13 protein-coding genes are annotated in these 16,094 nt (G+C 36.7%); 4 read left to right on the top strand and 9 right to left on the bottom strand.

The features are described 5' to 3' along the window. Positions 1-107: 107 nt before the first annotated feature. From U9K52_RS15005 to lpxB, 7 genes are all read right to left on the bottom strand, one after another. Entirely contained in the window at positions 108-1,655 is a 1,548-nt protein-coding gene (locus U9K52_RS15005) for a TlpA disulfide reductase family protein (RefSeq protein WP_322927218.1), read from the bottom strand. A 314-nt stretch (positions 1,656-1,969) separates the two neighbouring features. Continuing rightward, positions 1,970-2,737: a succinate dehydrogenase/fumarate reductase iron-sulfur subunit gene (locus U9K52_RS15010; RefSeq protein ID WP_072883500.1), complete on the bottom strand. Its 768-nt coding sequence runs from the start codon at positions 2,735-2,737 to the stop codon at positions 1,970-1,972. Positions 2,738-2,761: 24 nt separating this feature from the next. After that, a complete protein-coding gene (locus U9K52_RS15015; protein WP_263602214.1) occupies positions 2,762-3,334 on the bottom strand; it encodes a hypothetical protein in 573 nt (190 codons plus the stop codon). Between the two features lie 5 nt (positions 3,335-3,339). After that, a complete protein-coding gene (locus U9K52_RS15020; protein ID WP_248388517.1) occupies positions 3,340-5,352 on the bottom strand; it encodes a fumarate reductase/succinate dehydrogenase flavoprotein subunit in 2,013 nt (670 codons plus the stop codon). 15 nt (positions 5,353-5,367) lie between these two features. After that, complete coding sequence (locus U9K52_RS15025) at positions 5,368-6,030, bottom strand: succinate dehydrogenase cytochrome b subunit (RefSeq protein ID WP_322927219.1); 663 nt, start codon at positions 6,028-6,030, stop codon at positions 5,368-5,370. 141 nt (positions 6,031-6,171) lie between these two features. Next, a complete protein-coding gene (locus U9K52_RS15030) occupies positions 6,172-7,956 on the bottom strand; it encodes a ComEC/Rec2 family competence protein (RefSeq protein ID WP_322927220.1) in 1,785 nt (594 codons plus the stop codon). A gap of 125 nt (positions 7,957-8,081) precedes the next feature. After that, positions 8,082-9,185, bottom strand: a complete 1,104-nt coding sequence (gene lpxB, locus U9K52_RS15035) for a lipid-A-disaccharide synthase (protein ID WP_322927221.1) — start codon at positions 9,183-9,185, stop codon at positions 8,082-8,084. A 152-nt stretch (positions 9,186-9,337) separates the two neighbouring features. On the opposite strand from lpxB, the gene U9K52_RS15040 reads away from it, so the two are divergent. Continuing rightward, entirely contained in the window at positions 9,338-9,847 is a 510-nt protein-coding gene (locus U9K52_RS15040; protein WP_248388524.1) for a DUF2480 family protein, read from the top strand. 93 nt (positions 9,848-9,940) lie between these two features. Continuing rightward, positions 9,941-10,600, top strand: coding sequence for a DUF937 domain-containing protein (locus U9K52_RS15045; RefSeq protein ID WP_322927222.1), 660 nt, complete (start codon positions 9,941-9,943; stop codon positions 10,598-10,600). 47 nt (positions 10,601-10,647) lie between these two features. Here the strand turns inward: U9K52_RS15045 and U9K52_RS15050 are convergent, their stop codons facing one another. Both U9K52_RS15050 and U9K52_RS15055 read right to left on the bottom strand, forming a co-directional pair. Beyond that, positions 10,648-10,767, bottom strand: coding sequence for a 30S ribosomal protein THX (locus U9K52_RS15050; protein ID WP_263602209.1), 120 nt, complete (start codon positions 10,765-10,767; stop codon positions 10,648-10,650). Between the two features lie 212 nt (positions 10,768-10,979). Then, on the bottom strand, positions 10,980-12,374 hold the full coding sequence (locus tag U9K52_RS15055; RefSeq protein ID WP_322927223.1) for an MATE family efflux transporter: 1,395 nt from the start codon (positions 12,372-12,374) through the stop codon (positions 10,980-10,982). 247 nt (positions 12,375-12,621) lie between these two features. Here U9K52_RS15055 and aspS point away from each other — a divergent pair, with 247 nt between their 5' ends. Further along, complete coding sequence (gene aspS / locus U9K52_RS15060) at positions 12,622-14,376, top strand: aspartate--tRNA ligase (RefSeq protein WP_322927224.1); 1,755 nt, start codon at positions 12,622-12,624, stop codon at positions 14,374-14,376. A 69-nt stretch (positions 14,377-14,445) separates the two neighbouring features. Then, positions 14,446-16,035, top strand: coding sequence for a T9SS type A sorting domain-containing protein (locus tag U9K52_RS15065; protein WP_322927225.1), 1,590 nt, complete (start codon positions 14,446-14,448; stop codon positions 16,033-16,035). Positions 16,036-16,094: the final 59 nt, after the last annotated feature.

Below are 16,094 nucleotides of genomic sequence, written 5' to 3' on the forward strand. Positions count from 1 at the left end.
TGAACTTTGACAAATGCCCGAAAAAAAACAACTCTATTCCGGTCTGCAAAAATACAATAAAAAAAACCTTATCCGAAGACAAGGTTTTTATCTATATTCAATTTAAATTATTTTGTCTGAGCCGGCTGAGGATTTGCCTGTTGTTGCGGCACTTGCTGGGGTGCAGCAGAAGGATCCATCCCTAATCCCGGCTGCAATTGAGCATTAGGATTTACCTTTGGTGCAGAAAGTCCTGTTTGTTTATCCAGAGCGATTACCAATTCAGGATCTCCAAGATTAAAGAACGGCTTGCTTGCTATTTTTCCGTCTTTATCAACAACAATGAAGCATGGTAATTTGAAACCGTACACTCCATATTTTTTAGCAATATCTGAATTTAATCCTCCTTCACCGTATACATTGATTCCGGTAATTCCTTTCATCAGCGAATTGCTAGTTTTTACAAACTGATCTTTTGTATCATCAACATTTACAAAAACGAAGTTCATTTTTGACTTATAGAAATTCACAACTTCTTTTAAAACAGGAATTGAGGCTTCTCCGATATAAGGATTCCAGGATGCATAAAACATCATCATGTAAGGTTTTCCTTTGTTTGAAGAAAGACTGTACGATTTTCCGTCTGCTTTGATAAGAGATGCTTCAGGAGCCTGCTCTCCGATTTTGAAACCGTTGATAGCAAACTGAATTTTCTTTAAATCTTCTTTAATGGTAGCGTCTTTGATATCCGTATCGATGATTTTTTTAATTTTCTCTATTGTTTTTTCAGGAGTTCCCGGATGAATATCAGATTGCGCCATTACAAAAGCCAATAAGTAATCTTTAGCTGTTTGTGAAAGATCTTTCTGATTTTTCTTCAGGTATTCTGCAAATAATTCTGAAGTTGTAATATCCGGTTTTCCCGCACCGTTTGCCTGAGCATATTTCTGGAAATCCGGGCTCATTTTTGTTAAAAGGTATTGTCTGTAGAAAGGATTTTCTTTTACCATTACCTCTTTATTTTCCTGAAGCTTGTTTTCATAATCCGTAAAAGCTTTTGTCACTTTGAATGAAGGGTTACCCATTTGTTTGTGACTCATTTCGTATTGATTCAGGATCGTAAGCAATGTGCTTGCAAGATCATTCTTTTTCCACTCCACTAATCCGTTGTCCGGGCTGAATTTTTTAACGTTTTCTTCTATGTTTTTAGTAACATCGGCCTGAACTTTTTCAATGCCTTTAAGAAAAGTTTTTTCATCTTTTGTCATCAGCTCATTCATATTCACAGTCTGAGCATAGGTAGAAAGATATTTTTGTGTAGCCGTAAAGAAATCATTATTATTTTTAGCATCACCCGTAACTACGAATTCTGATGGGAAGCTCATCCCGTTACCTGTAATTTCAAGTTTCTGGCCACCTTTAAGATAGATCAGGTTTTGTTTTCCGCCATACGACATTACATACATTCCGCTTTTCGGAGCCTCAAAACTCCCGGAGAACGTTCCGTCTTTGTTGATCCCAATGTTAATCAGTGGTAAAGTAGCAACACCTGATGCTTCAATAAATTCGATTCTTTCTAATGGAGAACCGCCGGTAATTTTTCCTTTTACTTCTACTTTTTTAGAGCAAGACATCGCAAAAACAGCGATGATAAACAATAAAAGATATTTTTTCATTTCGAATTTTATAATTACGCAAAAATAAGTTTTTCATCTCAACTAAATATCATATTTCATGGTAATTTATGAAACATTTAACTAAAAGAAATAAAAGCCATGATTTCGCGTAGTAAACAATTAAATTTATTAGAATGTGTATTTGAAATTACATTAATTTTCCATGATTATTCAATCAATAAAAACAATATAAAATGTTTATAAGTTTCCATTTGTAAATTGAAACATCTGTATTAATTTTTTCAGAAGAATATTGCTGTAACCAAAAAGCAGCCTTCTTATGAAAGCTGCTTTTATTTTATTTTAATAATTTTTTATCCTCTGTCAACAAATGCTGCCATATATTCCCTGTTCATTCTGGCGATGTTCTCAAGAGAAATTCCTTTCGGACATTCTACTTCACACGCACCGGTATTGGAACAGTTTCCGAATCCTTCTTCATCCATGGCTTTTACCATATTCAGCACTCTTCGCTTCGCTTCTACTCTACCTTGAGGTAAAAGTGCATACTGAGAAACTTTTGCACCCACAAACAGCATTGCAGATCCGTTTTTACAAGAAGCTACACAGGCACCGCAAGAGATACATGCTGCAGCATCCATTGCCTTATCAGCATCTTCTTTTGGAACCGGAATCGCATTGGCATCCAATGTATTTCCTGAAGTGTTTACTGAAATAAAACCACCAGCAGCCATTACTCTGTCGAATGCGCTTCGGTCTACAATTAAATCTTTAATTACCGGAAATGCAGCACTTCTCCAAGGTTCAATAACGATGGTCTCACCGTCTTTGAACATTCTCATGTGAAGCTGACAGGTTGTGATCCCTGTGTCCGGACCGTGCGCTCTACCATTGATGTAAAGAGAACACATTCCGCAGATCCCTTCACGACAGTCGTGATCGAAAGCGATAGGCTCTTTTCCTTCGTTAATAAGATTTTCATTAAGGATGTCCAACATTTCCAGAAATGAAGAATCTGTAGAAACATCCGATATTTTATAAGTCTCAAACTGACCTTTAGATTTATTATTTTTTTGTCTCCAAATTTTCAGCGTAAGATGTAAGCCTTTTTTTGCACTCATAATTTTATATTTATAGGTTGGAGATTATTTTGTTGGTTTGTCTGCATTTTCAAATTTCATATCTGAACTTAAAACTGCAATTTTATTAGAATTTCTGCTTTTCAGCTCCTGATATTTTTCCATTGCTTTGGCGATATTCTCAGCTTTGTCGTCCTGTGATGGCTGATATATTGTCTTAGTGTCATTTTTTACCACCTGATAAAAAAGCTTTTTATCTCTGAATTCTGTAGGTTTCAAAGGTCTAAGGTTAACACTTGCGATGAAAGCTCCCATTTGGCCTTCCGCATTAATCACATATACCATATTGGGTTCGAGGTTGGCTTCAACATAATCTCTGTTTTCTGATGTAGCCCAAAATAAATGTTCACCAGGCTCACATTCATAAACTAAATATTTCCCGCTAGGAATAGCTCCCAGGAATTTATCTTTATCATAAACCCTGAAGTTAAGCAGCATACCCGCTCCGGTTTTTAAAATATACACCAGAGATTTTCCTTCAGCAGGTTTATCAATAGCCTGTGTTGTTACTTTCTGAGCAAAAACAGAACATCCGGAGAGGATTACAAAAAACAAAAGTACTTTTTTTAAACTCTTCATATCTGTTATTTGTAACTTCTAGTTTTCACCTCAATATTTTCGTAGATCAGCTCTTCTTTGTGCAATACTTCTGTATTGATATCTTCTCCCTGATATTCCCATGCTCCTACATATTTGAAGTTTACGTCATCTCTTTCAGCTTCTCCGTCCGGAGTTGAGTGATCTTCACGGAAATGTCCTCCACAAGATTCGTTTCTATGCAATGCATCGATAGCCATCAATTGTCCAAGCTCTAAGAAATCTGCTACTCTGAATGCTTTTTCCAGCTCGGTATTCATACCATCATTATCTCCGGGAACTTTTACATTTTTCCAGAAATCATTTCTTACTTCTTCAATTTCTCTGATGGCTTCTCTTAAACCTTCAGGTGTTCTTCCCATACCTACTTTATTCCACATAATGTTTCCTAACCTTTTGTGGAAGTGGTCAACAGAATGTGTTCCGTTATTATTAAGGAAGAAATCTATTTTTTCTTTGATTCCTTTTTCTGCTTCATCGAAAGATGAAGAATTGGTAGGAATAGATCCTGTTCTGATGTCTGCAGAAAGATAATCTGCAATCGTGTAAGGAAGCACGAAATATCCGTCTGCAAGTCCCTGCATTAGAGCAGAGGCTCCCAATCTGTTGGCTCCGTGATCAGAGAAATTTGCTTCTCCAATTACGAAACATCCCGGAATGGTAGACTGAAGGTTGTAATCTACCCAAACTCCACCCATGGTGTAGTGAACGGCAGGATAAATCTTCATTGGGGTTTTATATGGATCATCAGCCGTAATTTTTTCATACATTACGAATAGATTACCATATTTTTCTTCAACCCAGCTTTTCCCTAAATCATAGATCTGCTGATCAGTAGGATTATGAATATGCTTTTCAATAGCGGCTTCTCTACCTTTTTTCATGATCTCTGTAGAGAAATCCAGGTAAACGCCTTCCTGAGTATCATTGTTTTCGATTCCGTATCCGGCGTCACATCTTTCTTTAGCAGCTCTTGATGCAACGTCTCTAGGTACAAGATTACCGAAAGCAGGATATCTTCTTTCAAGATAATAATCTCTGTCTTCTTCTTTAATATTTTCAGGCCTAAGCTTTCCTGCTCTGATGGCTTCTGCGTCGGCAATGTTTTTAGGAACCCAGATTCTTCCTGAGTTTCTTAAAGATTCAGACATCAAAGTCAGTTTAGACTGCTGTGTTCCGTGAACCGGAATACATGTAGGGTGAATCTGCACATAACAAGGGTTTGCGAAGTACGCTCCTTTTTTGTGGATTTTCCAGGCTGCAGAAACGTTGGAGCCCATTGCGTTGGTAGAAAGGAAATATACATTTCCGTATCCTCCGGATGCAATTACTACGGCGTGCGCAGAATGTCTTTCGATTTCACCTGTTACAAGGTTTCTGGCGATAATCCCTCTTGCCTTTCCGTCTACAATCACAAGATCCATCATTTCATGACGGTTGTACATCTTAATTCTTCCTTTACCGATCTGACGGCTCATGGCTGAATAAGCTCCTAATAATAACTGCTGTCCCGTCTGTCCTTTAGCATAGAATGTTCTTTTTACCTGAACCCCACCAAATGAACGGTTATCAAGCTGGCCTCCGTACTCACGTCCGAAAGGAACACCTTGAGCAACACACTGGTCGATAATATTTGCAGAAACTTCTGCCAATCGGTATACGTTTGCTTCTCTTGCTCTATAGTCACCACCTTTGATGGTATCGTAGAATAATCTGTAGGTAGAGTCTCCGTCTCCCTGATAATTTTTAGCTGCGTTAATACCTCCCTGAGCGGCAATAGAGTGTGCTCTTCTTGGAGAATCCTGATAACAGAACGCTTTTACATTGTATCCCTGCTCTGCTAGTGTAGCAGCAGCAGAACCTCCTGCCAAACCTGTTCCAACAACAATAATATCAATCTTGTCTCTGTTGTTTGGTGCAACAAGGTTCATATGGTCCTTATGATTTTTCCACTTATCCTTTAAAGGACCCGCCGGAATTTTTGAATCTAATTTACTCATATTAGTATATTGATATTATTGAGTTACAAAGTGATAAATTGCGATAAAGATAAAACCTGCAGGAATCAGGATGGAATACCATTTTCCAAATGCCATGATTACAGGAGTATATTTAGGGTGTCTTGCACCGATAGACTGGAATGAAGACTGGAAACCGTGTCCCAGGTGTAATCCCAGCAAAATGAAAGATATTATGTAAATGATTACTCTCCATGCATCTGCAAATTTAGCATGCAGATCTCCCCAGAAGCGTGATTCTTCAATTGGCAACCCGTCCAGATACTTGTAGTTCATTTCATGAAACCAGAAATCATACATGTGAAGAAAAATAAAAGCCAATACCACGGCACCTGAAATAATCATATTTCTCGACATCCATGTAGAATTGTGAGAAGGATTATTAGCTTCATATTTAACAGGACGTGCTTTCTGATTTTTAATTTCCAAAACAAATCCCATTATAAAGTGGAAAACAACAGCAAATATCAATACCGGCTGCATTACAAATTGAATAAGAGGATTATACCCCATAAACTGCGAAGCATTATTGTAAGCATCTGCTCCAAAAACCGACAAAAGGTTTACAGAAAGGTGCATTACCAGAAATATCAGCAAAAAGATAGCCGACAATGCCATAGCATATTTTCTACCTATTGTAGAACTCGTTAAACCTGCCATATAAGTTTAAATTTGATTTTCCACAAAATTAAGAAATGTTAACTACAACAAAAAGTGAGAAATCTCACATATAGCCAGTTTGTAATCTTTCTAAATAAGTCTTAAAATATTATAAATAAAGGAAAACATTACGTATCAAAATTAATTTATTTCATAAATTTTATGTTTATAAACAATTTTTCGAACTGCATTAGGAAGCCTTCTTATCTCCGTTCTTTTTATACGTCGTGAGGCACAGTAAGGGTTTATGATAAATTTTACAATTTTAGATTTATCCGAATTTTCTTCAATCCAGAAACAGGCATCATTATTTTTCTTAATGGATAATACTTTATTTTTAGAGAAATCATGAACAAGAACTTCAGGTTTATTCATTTCATACAGATCAAAACCCCATCGCAATATAAAAAAAGCAACAACAGCCATCATACATCTCACGAAGTTTTTAAGATTACATTTTAAAATAACAGGTCTTAGCAACATGACTATTAAAAACAGGGAAAAGACCTCAGGCAAATTCAATGGAATATTTTCAAAAAAAACATGATTAAATCCGGCAAACCAATGGATTATCGTAAGCAATATGTTAATGATAAATTCATACAATCTATTCAAATATTCGAAATTTATGTTGAAAGCTATTAAAGTAGTCATTAAAAATGAAAACATAATGATCATCTCAGAAAAAGGAACAATAAAGAAATTTGCAATAATAGAAATGAATGAAAACTGATGAAAGTAATACAGCACAAGAGGAAGCGTTGCCAGCTGAGCCGAAATGGAAACGGAAACCGTATTAAAAATAACCTTTTTTAGCCAATTGTCCTGTTTTGGAAGCATATTCAGAATCGGTTGATTGAGCCAGAATATTCCTAAAACCGCAAGGAAACTCAACTGGAATCCCACATCGAATATTTGCTGTGTATCCGAAAGCAAAATGACAAATGCGGACAACGCCAAAGAATGAAGAAGATCTGACTTCCGCTGAAGCAGGACATAAATAAAATAATTGCTCAGCATCAGGCTTGAACGCACCACTGAACTGCCAAAGCCAATAAAAGCAGTAAAAAGCCAAATGAAAATAAGACTTGAAACAATCGCATATTTTCTATGCTTTACCGGTAAAATTTTAATCAATAAAAAATAAAACAACCCGAAAATCGCAACAATATGTGTTCCCGAGATAGCCAGAAAATGCACAAGTCCGGATCTGCTGAAATCCTGAGCCGTCTGCACATCAATTTCCGTACGGTCAGCAAGAATAATTCCTTTTAAGAATTCTTTAGCCTTTGAAGACATCTGGGTATGGTCAATATTCTTGAGAACTTCCCATCGTTTCTGATAAAACTTTTCTTTCAAACTTAAATCATTTCTTTCCGCAACACGGACCTCACCATTGATATAACATTGAAAATCAATGTTTTTACGTTTTAAATATTTCGAATAATCAAACTGAAAATCATATTGCGGAGCTTTGGGTTTGGAAATAAAAGCTTTTGCCTGGTAATAATGATTAAAGTCGAGTGTTTTTTCAATTTTAGGGTGATAAACAATGGCTTTAAAGATTTTGTTTTCGGCTTGTACTACGGATTCATATTTCCTGCTCTTTTCGGTTGAATTCAACTTTCCGGAAATTTTGAATGTGATGACGTAATTTCCAGCAACAGAAACCGGATTTTCATCAGTATTTAGAAAATGCAGGATTATTCCGACTCCAAAGAACATTGAGCACAGCACATAAGGCTTTAGCCTGTGCAGAAAATAGTTTTTAAAAAATATTGAAGCTAAAATCAGCAGGATTATTCCTGCAATCGTTAAAATATAAGTTTCATTAAGAGAAAATGTATCCTGAAAGAAAATTCCAAGAATAAAAAAGATAACAAGAATAAGAAGAGGCTGCTTTTTCAACAGTTTGTGTTTTCCCAAAAATATTTATTTCATGGAAAATTCGCACAGCAATATTTAAAAACTTCAAAAAATTTCCAAAATTCTTTTAGTAAAAGAAAAATCGCAGAAAAATTTTCCACGATTAATGAGTATTTATTTAAATTTTACATGTTTAAAATGACGTCTGCAGCATTTTCACTAGCTCCTTTCCCGCCAAGCTTTTCCCGTAACAGCTCATAATCCCTGAATACTTCAAATCTTTTTTCGGTCGCCAGTATTTTTTTCAGTTCTACCACAAGATTATTGGTATTTAAATCATTCTGAATCAATTCCTTCACTACTTCACGATCCATAATGAGATTTACCAGGGAAATGTATTTTATATTCTTCACCAGCCTTTTGGCAATAGCATAAGAGACTTTACTTCCGCGGTAGCAGACTACTTCAGGTATATTCAGTAAAGCGGTTTCAAGAGTCGCTGTTCCTGAGGTTACCAAAGCCGCTTTTGAACACCTCAGCAGATCGTACGTTTTATTGGACACAAAATGCACATTATCATCTACATATTTTTCGTAAAACTCTTTGGGAAGACTTGGCGCACCGGCTATGATGAACTGATATTCTTTAAAATAAGGACGTACTGAAAGCATGATTTGCAGCATTTTTTCTACTTCCTGTTTTCTTGAGCCCGGCAGTAATGCAATAATTTCTTTTTCGTTTAACCCGTTCTGTATTTTAAAATCCTCAGTATTAATCTCTTCTAATGTAGAGATGGCATCCAGTAAAGGGTGACCTACAAAATGGGAATAAACACCGTGTTTACTATAAAAATCTTTTTCAAAAGGAAGAATTACCATCATCTCATCCACATATTTTCTGATGATCTCTACCCTGCCCTCCTTCCATGCCCAGAGTTGGGGTGAAATATAATAGACAACCTTTATGCCCTGCTCTTTCGCAAATTTTGCAATCCTTAAATTAAAACCAGGATAATCTACCAGAATAAGAACATCCGGTTTATTATTTTGAATATCTTCTTTACAAAATTTAATATTATTCAGGATAGTGCGAAGGTTCATGGCAACTTCAAGAAAGCCCATAAAAGCAAGATCACGATAATGTTTAACCAGGGTCCCGCCCTGTTTTGCCATAAGATCGCCTCCCCAGAATCTGAACTCCGCATTGAGATCCTTCTGTTTCAGCGCTTTCATTAAATTACTTCCGTGCAAATCTCCGGATGCTTCTCCGGCAATGATATAATATTTCATTTCTGGTGAAATCTTTAATTTTAAATTGCCATTATGAATCTCTTTTTAATTCTTTAAATGAAATTATGGGAGGTTTCTATAACAGCTATAGAAAACAAATTAGGACTTCATTGCATCTTAATTTGTAAATTTGTTCAAAGATAATGATAAAAATGTCAGAAGAATTTGAAATCCGGAATAAAGTTGCAGAGAGCGGACTGATCAATTTTGATCTAACTGATCTCGTACCGAAAGGAGTAAGGAAAGGTCTTGACCTTAAAGATTTTCTTTTTATGGAAATGATTCTAAAAGAGAAAGATTTCCGTGAAAAAGTTGCAGCGATTGATGTTGAAGAATACCGCGATGCTTATATATACATCTACAATTCGGCAGATGCTATTGTTCCGCTTTGGGCGTACTTTTTAATCACTGCCAGATTAACGGATGTTGCTAAAAAAATTGTCTTTGGAAACCGGGAAGATCTGGAAGTAATTCTGATGCATAACGCAGTTAAAAATTATGATTTTGAGGAGATGCGCGGCAAAAGAGTCCTGGTAAAAGGATGTTCGGACAAAGAAATCCCTGAAAACGCCTATATTGAGCTTGTTGAACAACTGAAACCTATCGTAAAATCATTAATGTTCGGCGAAGCCTGCTCAAATGTACCCATTGTTAAGAATTAACAGCATAATGACATTTACGCCTGGTTTAATATTCATATAAGTATTAGGAATATTTTTTGATGATCTGAATAGTAACAATAAAAATCATCAACTATGGGCTTAATTGATTTACTCACCGGAAACACCGGCAATCAGGTAGCAGAAAGGGCTGAAAACAAATTCGGAATAAGCAGGAATCAGGTCCTTGCATTGCTTGCGGTAGCTGCCCCGCTTATTATTTCTTATCTCAGCAAAAAATCGCAGTCTCCCAACGAAGCAGAATCCTTAAATACTGCGCTGGATAAAGATCATGACGGAAGTATTCTTAATGATGTCAGCCAGGCCGAAGCAAGACAATCCGAAGGAAACTCTATCCTTAATCATATTTTTGGAGAAGAAAAGCAGACCGTGGAAAGTCAGTTATCTCAGAAAACAGGAATTTCCATCGATAAAATCGGACCTGTGCTATCAATGCTCGCACCGATCATTATGGGATATATCGGAAAAGAGAAACAACAGAACAATGTGGGAGCCGGCGGTTTAGGAGGCTTGCTCGATGGTATTCTAGGCAATGCTTCGGGACAGGCACAAAATGGGCAGTCAAATCCTTTGAATGATATTATAGGAAATGTGTTGGGCGGACAGTCCAACTCTTCATCAAACCCACTTAATGATATTATCGGCAGTGTTTTAGGAAATAATAACAACCAGAAGAAAGATGGCGACAGCGGCGGAATCGGAAGTATTCTGGGAAATATTTTTGGAGGAAAATAATTTTTACACCTCTTCATAAAAAAGACCGGAAGTAGTTTCCGGTCTTTTTAGCTTTTAGATTTTTCTTCGGCAGCTGCCACAGTTTTTGAAGATTTTCTTGGCCTTCTTTTTCCGTAGCTTCCGTTGTTAATCTTTCCTCTTTTTGATTTTTTGTCTCCTTTTCCCATAGTAATATAATTTAGTTGTATTACGAAATTAGAGAATACCATTTTAAAATCAAAAAGATCAGCTGTTAAAATTTTTATAATTCTTTAGCAAAGATGAAAGCCCGATGCGGATAATCATAAAATCTTCATCATCACTTACCTTCTCTCTTCTTACTTCTTACTTCTTACTTCTTACATTTTACTTCTCACTTCTCACCTCCCTCCTCTTACTCCTAAACGTTAACCGTTTTCCATTTTCCTTTCTTAAATAACATAAAAGCAACTATTGTGATCAAAGCTTCGGCAACAGGAATTGAGATAAATACTCCTTTTGGTCCCAATGCAAAATATTTTGAAAGAAGATAAGCAAATGGAATCTGAAACAGCCAGAAGCCGCAAAGATTCACCCAGGTTGGCGTCCAGGTATCACCAGCTCCGTTAAAAGCGTTAATCATTACCATCCCGATTCCGTAAAAAATAAATCCAACAGCCATAATATGCAATGCATTGGTGGCAATATTTCTAATTTCAGTTTCATTGGTGAAAAATCCGGCTAAAAAATCACCCATAAAAAAGAAAATAACACTAACGACTATCATAAAAATCACATTATATTTAACGGTTTTCATAACAGATTGCTCTGCCCGAAGCATTTCGCCGGCTCCCATGTTTTGTCCGACAAGTGTTGATGCGGCGTTACTTAATCCCCATGCAGGAAGCATAAAAAACATCATCAGACGTAAAGCGGTTTGATATCCCGCAGAAGCATTTTCACCACCGGTTGTCGCCACAAGCTGAGCCAGAAAGATCCAGCTGCACGAAGCAATCACAAACTGAAAGATTCCGGGAGTGGCAATTTTTATGACTGATTTAATAATATTAAAATCAGGTTTAAAATATTTCGACTCAATTCTGATTTGTGAATCTGCAATTAAAAGATGATAAAGCTGATAAAGGACACCAATGCTCCTCCCGATCGTTGTAGCAAGAGCTGCTCCCGTTAATCCCATTGCCGGGACCGGCCCGAAACCTTTAATTAAAACCGGGCACAAAATAATATTCGCAATATTGGCTATCCAAAGAGATTTCATGGCAATGGCAGCATTTCCCGCTCCTCTGAAAATTCCGTTGATCAGGAATAACAACATGATAATAACGCTGCTTCCCATCATAATTCTTGTAAATCCTTTACCGTAAGATGCAGCTTCAGGTTTTGAACCCATCATAATTAAAATTTCTTCAGCATAAATCACTCCGAACAAACTTAAAATAAAAGTGATCGCAAAGGAAACCAATAAAACCTGAGCTGCACTTCTGGAAGCCTGCTTCGGATTTTTCTCCCCAATTCTCCTTGCAACCATTGCCGTTGCCGCCATACTCATCCCTATGGCAATAGAATACATCACGGAAAGCACGGATTCTGTCAGACCGACTGTCTGTATAGCAAAACCACTTTCTTTCAAGTGTCCTACAAAATACAGATCTACCAATGCAAATACAGATTCCATGGCCATCTCCAGCATCATCGGAATTGCCAGAAGAAGAACAGCGCTCCTTATCGTCGCTTTTGTATAGTCTACTTCTTCACCGCTTAACGCTTTCTTCAGAAATTTGAAATATTTTGACATTGATTTTGATTTTGTATCCGGCAAAAATAGATATTCAGAAATGATTATTTCTTGGCATATGAAAGGTTTTATAAAAATTATTCTTGCAGTACTATTAATTAATTTCTTTTAAAAACCTTTAAAAATCATATCTTTGCACACGGAAAATTCAAACTTCTGCGGTTGGTGTTTTAAGCTTGATCTTCAAAACTTTAAACACTGAACACAGAACCCTGAACTTTAAATCTTGAACTTTAAACAAATAATTATGTTTCGATCGCACAACAACGGAGAATTATCTCTCAAAAATCTTAATGAAGAAGTTACACTTTCAGGATGGGTACAGACCATTCGTGATAAAGGATTTATGATTTGGATAGATCTTCGTGATCGTTACGGAATTACCCAATTGGTTTTTGATCAGGAGCGTTCTACTGCCGAACTGATGGAAAATGCAAAAAAACTGGGCCGTGAGTTTGTGATTCAGGTTACAGGAAAAGTTATTGAAAGAGTAAGTAAAAACCCAAACATCCCGACAGGAGAAATTGAAATTCTTGTTGAAAAATTAACGGTTCTTAATGAATCCCAGCTTCCCCCTTTCACCATTGAAGATGAAACGGACGGTGGTGAAGAATTACGAATGAAGTACCGTTACCTTGATATCAGAAGAAATCCTGTGAAAGACAAGTTGATTTTCCGTCACAAAATGGCTCAGAAAGTAAGAAACTACCTGTCAGATAACGGCTTTATCGAGGTTGAAACGCCGGTTTTAATTAAATCTACTCCGGAAGGCGCAAGGGATTTCGTGGTTCCGAGCAGAATGAATCCGGGACAGTTTTATGCGTTGCCACAATCTCCGCAAACCTTTAAGCAACTGCTTATGGTTGGCGGAATGGATAAATATTTCCAGATTGTAAAATGTTTCCGTGATGAAGATTTAAGAGCCGACAGACAGCCGGAATTTACACAGATCGATTGTGAAATGGCTTTCGTGGAACAGGAAGACGTAATGAATGTTTTTGAAGGAATGACCAAAACTTTACTGAAAGACATCACCGGTCAGGAATTCGGAGACTTCCCGAGAATGACTTTCGCAGATGCGATGCAGAAATACGGAAACGACAAACCGGATATCCGTTTCGGAATGGAATTCGTGGAACTGAATGAGTTGGTAAAAGGAAAAGAGTTTAAGATATTTGATGATGCCGAACTTGTGGTCGGAATTAATGTAGAAGGCTGTGCAGATTATACCAGAAAGCAGATTGATGAGCTTGTTGACTGGGTTAAAAGACCTCAGATCGGTGCTTCAGGAATGGTATGGGTGAAATTCCAGAATGATGGTGTGAAGACTTCTTCGGTAAATAAATTCTACAACGAGGAAGATTTAGCAAAAATCATTGAAAAATTCGGAGCAAAAGAAGGTGATTTAATGTTGATTCTTTCCGGAAACGAAAATAAGGTAAGAACACAGCTTTCCGCTTTAAGAATGGAGCTGGGTAACCGTTTAGGATTAAGAAAAGGAAATGAATTCGCACCACTTTGGGTGGTAGATTTCCCATTATTGGAATTTGATGAAGAAAGCGGACGTTACCACGCAATGCACCACCCTTTCACTTCTCCGAAACCGGAAGATATTCATTTGCTGGAAACGGATCCGGGAAAAGCAAGAGCAAACGCTTACGATATGGTATTGAACGGGAACGAAATCGGCGGAGGTTCTATCAGAATTTTCGATAAAGATCTTCAGTCTAAAATGTTTGATCTGCTTGGTTTCACCAGAGAAGAAGCGGAAGCTCAGTTTGGTTTCTTAATGAATGCATTTAAATATGGCGCTCCGCCTCACGGTGGGTTAGCTTTCGGTTTTGACCGTTTGGTAGCCATCCTCGATGGAAATGAAGTAATCAGGGATTATATTGCATTCCCGAAAAATAATTCCGGGCGTGATGTGATGATTGATGCACCGGCTGCCATTGCAAATGAACAGCTGGATGAACTGGAACTTAAACTAAATTTAAAAGCATAAAGAGAAGCAGAGAAAAATTTCTCTGCTTTTTTGTTTTAGGCTTATCTTTATAGTCATAAAATTAATATCATGAAAAAAATTTCTATCCTTTTATTATTAACTTGCGTATATCATTTTGCACAAACTATTACCCCCACATCTGGTGTGGTGTATGTAAAAAAAGGCTCAGCAGGTAACGGAAGTTCCTGGAGCAATGCTGTTGGAGAATTAGCAGACGCTCTTAAAGCGGCCAAAACAAACCAAAACATACAAGAGATATGGGTATCAAAAGGAACTTACAAGCCGATGTATAGCCCTGAAGATAATAATTTTGGCACTGCATACGATACACGGAATGGGTTTTTAATGGTAAACAATGTCAAGGTTTACGGCGGCTTTCCTGATAGTGGTACTCCCACAATGAATGATCGTAATTTTTTAACTAATGAAACTATTCTTAGCGGAGATTTGGATAATAATGGGATTACTAATATCAATGATGCCCAGCACATCGTTTTATCCGTTGGAAATGTTGGCACGGCCCTGTTGGATGGTTTTACAATAATACATGGCAAGAGTATTAATACCGCTATCAACATAACTATAAATTCAAATAATATTACATCCGGCACAATCTATTCTAGTGGCGGAGGTATTTTTATTTATAATTCCTCTGTTAGTTTAAACAACCTGATCTTGACAAATAATACGGCCCAATCCGGAGGTGCCATATTTACTCAAAACTCATCTTCGGTAATCAATAATACCAAAATTTCAAATAATACAGTTGCGAGCCTCGGAGGAGGAATACTTGCCGTTTACTCATCAAATATTCTTAAAAACGTTTCCATTAGCAATAATATAGCCGATTCCGGTGGAGGCGGGATATTCAATAACAATTCTTATACTGCAGCAATCAATACTGTCATTCAAAATAACTCGGCGCCTTATGGAGGGGGCGTGTATAATCATTCTTCACAGCCTACTTTTGTTAATGTACTTATTGCAAACAATTCTGCAACGTCAAGTGGAGGAGGTGTATATAATAACTTAGGGGGAAATTATTACAATACAACAATAATCAATAACGGTAATAATGGAATTTATGATTCCGGAACTTCAAAATGGTACAATTCTATTATTTGGGATTTTGTCAATGGAAGCAACTATACTACAGCTACAACGATCGTTAGAGATGTTCCTTCAAAAAGCGTTATTAATATTACCCAATTAGGCATTTCAATAAATGACATTTTTAACAATCCCAGTGCAAATGATTTTACTTTAAAGAGCAACAGTTCGGCAATCAATCTGGGAAACAATGAATATTTTGATACAGCCATCTATGGCAATTCAGATCTGGCAGGACATAATCGTATCGTGAATGCAAGAATTGATCTGGGCGCTTATGAATTTCAACAAACATTAGCCACTCATGAAACTAATGTTATAGAAAAAAAACTGCTATATCCAATTCCATTCAATGAAGTTATTAACATAAATTCTCCAGCTACTATACAACGCTTGGAGCTTTATAATATGGCAGGTCAAATGATCTTAATTAAAAAGGATCAACCCTCTAAAACTACTATTTCAACATCAGAACTTCCAACAGGAATGTATATTTTAAAAATTACTACCAGGTTAGGAACAGAATCAATTAAAATCAATAAGTTTTAGCAATAATTAATGCAATAATACTTATGGCAAAATTGAATTTGAATTACAAAATAAAAAAG

The sequence above is a fragment of the Chryseobacterium sp. MHB01 genome, from assembly GCF_034651565.1.
GTDB lineage: Bacteria > Bacteroidota > Bacteroidia > Flavobacteriales > Weeksellaceae > Chryseobacterium > Chryseobacterium nepalense.

Excerpts from the sequence above, each read along its gene's own strand:
- U9K52_RS15020 (WP_248388517.1), bottom strand. The coding sequence starts at position 5,352 with ATGAGTAAATTAGATTCAAAAATTCCGGCGGGTCCTTTAAAGGATAAG.
- U9K52_RS15065 (WP_322927225.1), top strand. The coding sequence starts at position 14,446 with ATGAAAAAAATTTCTATCCTTTTATTATTAACTTGCGTATATCATTTT.
- U9K52_RS15050 (WP_263602209.1), bottom strand. The coding sequence starts at position 10,767 with ATGGGAAAAGGAGACAAAAAATCAAAAAGAGGAAAGATTAACAACGGA.
- U9K52_RS15010 (WP_072883500.1), bottom strand. The coding sequence starts at position 2,737 with ATGAGTGCAAAAAAAGGCTTACATCTTACGCTGAAAATTTGGAGACAA.
- U9K52_RS15055 (WP_322927223.1), bottom strand. The coding sequence starts at position 12,374 with ATGTCAAAATATTTCAAATTTCTGAAGAAAGCGTTAAGCGGTGAAGAA.
- U9K52_RS15015 (WP_263602214.1), bottom strand. The coding sequence starts at position 3,334 with ATGAAGAGTTTAAAAAAAGTACTTTTGTTTTTTGTAATCCTCTCCGGA.
- U9K52_RS15025 (WP_322927219.1), bottom strand. The coding sequence starts at position 6,030 with ATGGCAGGTTTAACGAGTTCTACAATAGGTAGAAAATATGCTATGGCA.
- U9K52_RS15045 (WP_322927222.1), top strand. The coding sequence starts at position 9,941 with ATGGGCTTAATTGATTTACTCACCGGAAACACCGGCAATCAGGTAGCA.
- U9K52_RS15040 (WP_248388524.1), top strand. The coding sequence starts at position 9,338 with ATGTCAGAAGAATTTGAAATCCGGAATAAAGTTGCAGAGAGCGGACTG.
- aspS (WP_322927224.1), top strand. The coding sequence starts at position 12,622 with ATGTTTCGATCGCACAACAACGGAGAATTATCTCTCAAAAATCTTAAT.
- lpxB (WP_322927221.1), bottom strand. The coding sequence starts at position 9,185 with ATGAAATATTATATCATTGCCGGAGAAGCATCCGGAGATTTGCACGGA.
- U9K52_RS15005 (WP_322927218.1), bottom strand. The coding sequence starts at position 1,655 with ATGAAAAAATATCTTTTATTGTTTATCATCGCTGTTTTTGCGATGTCT.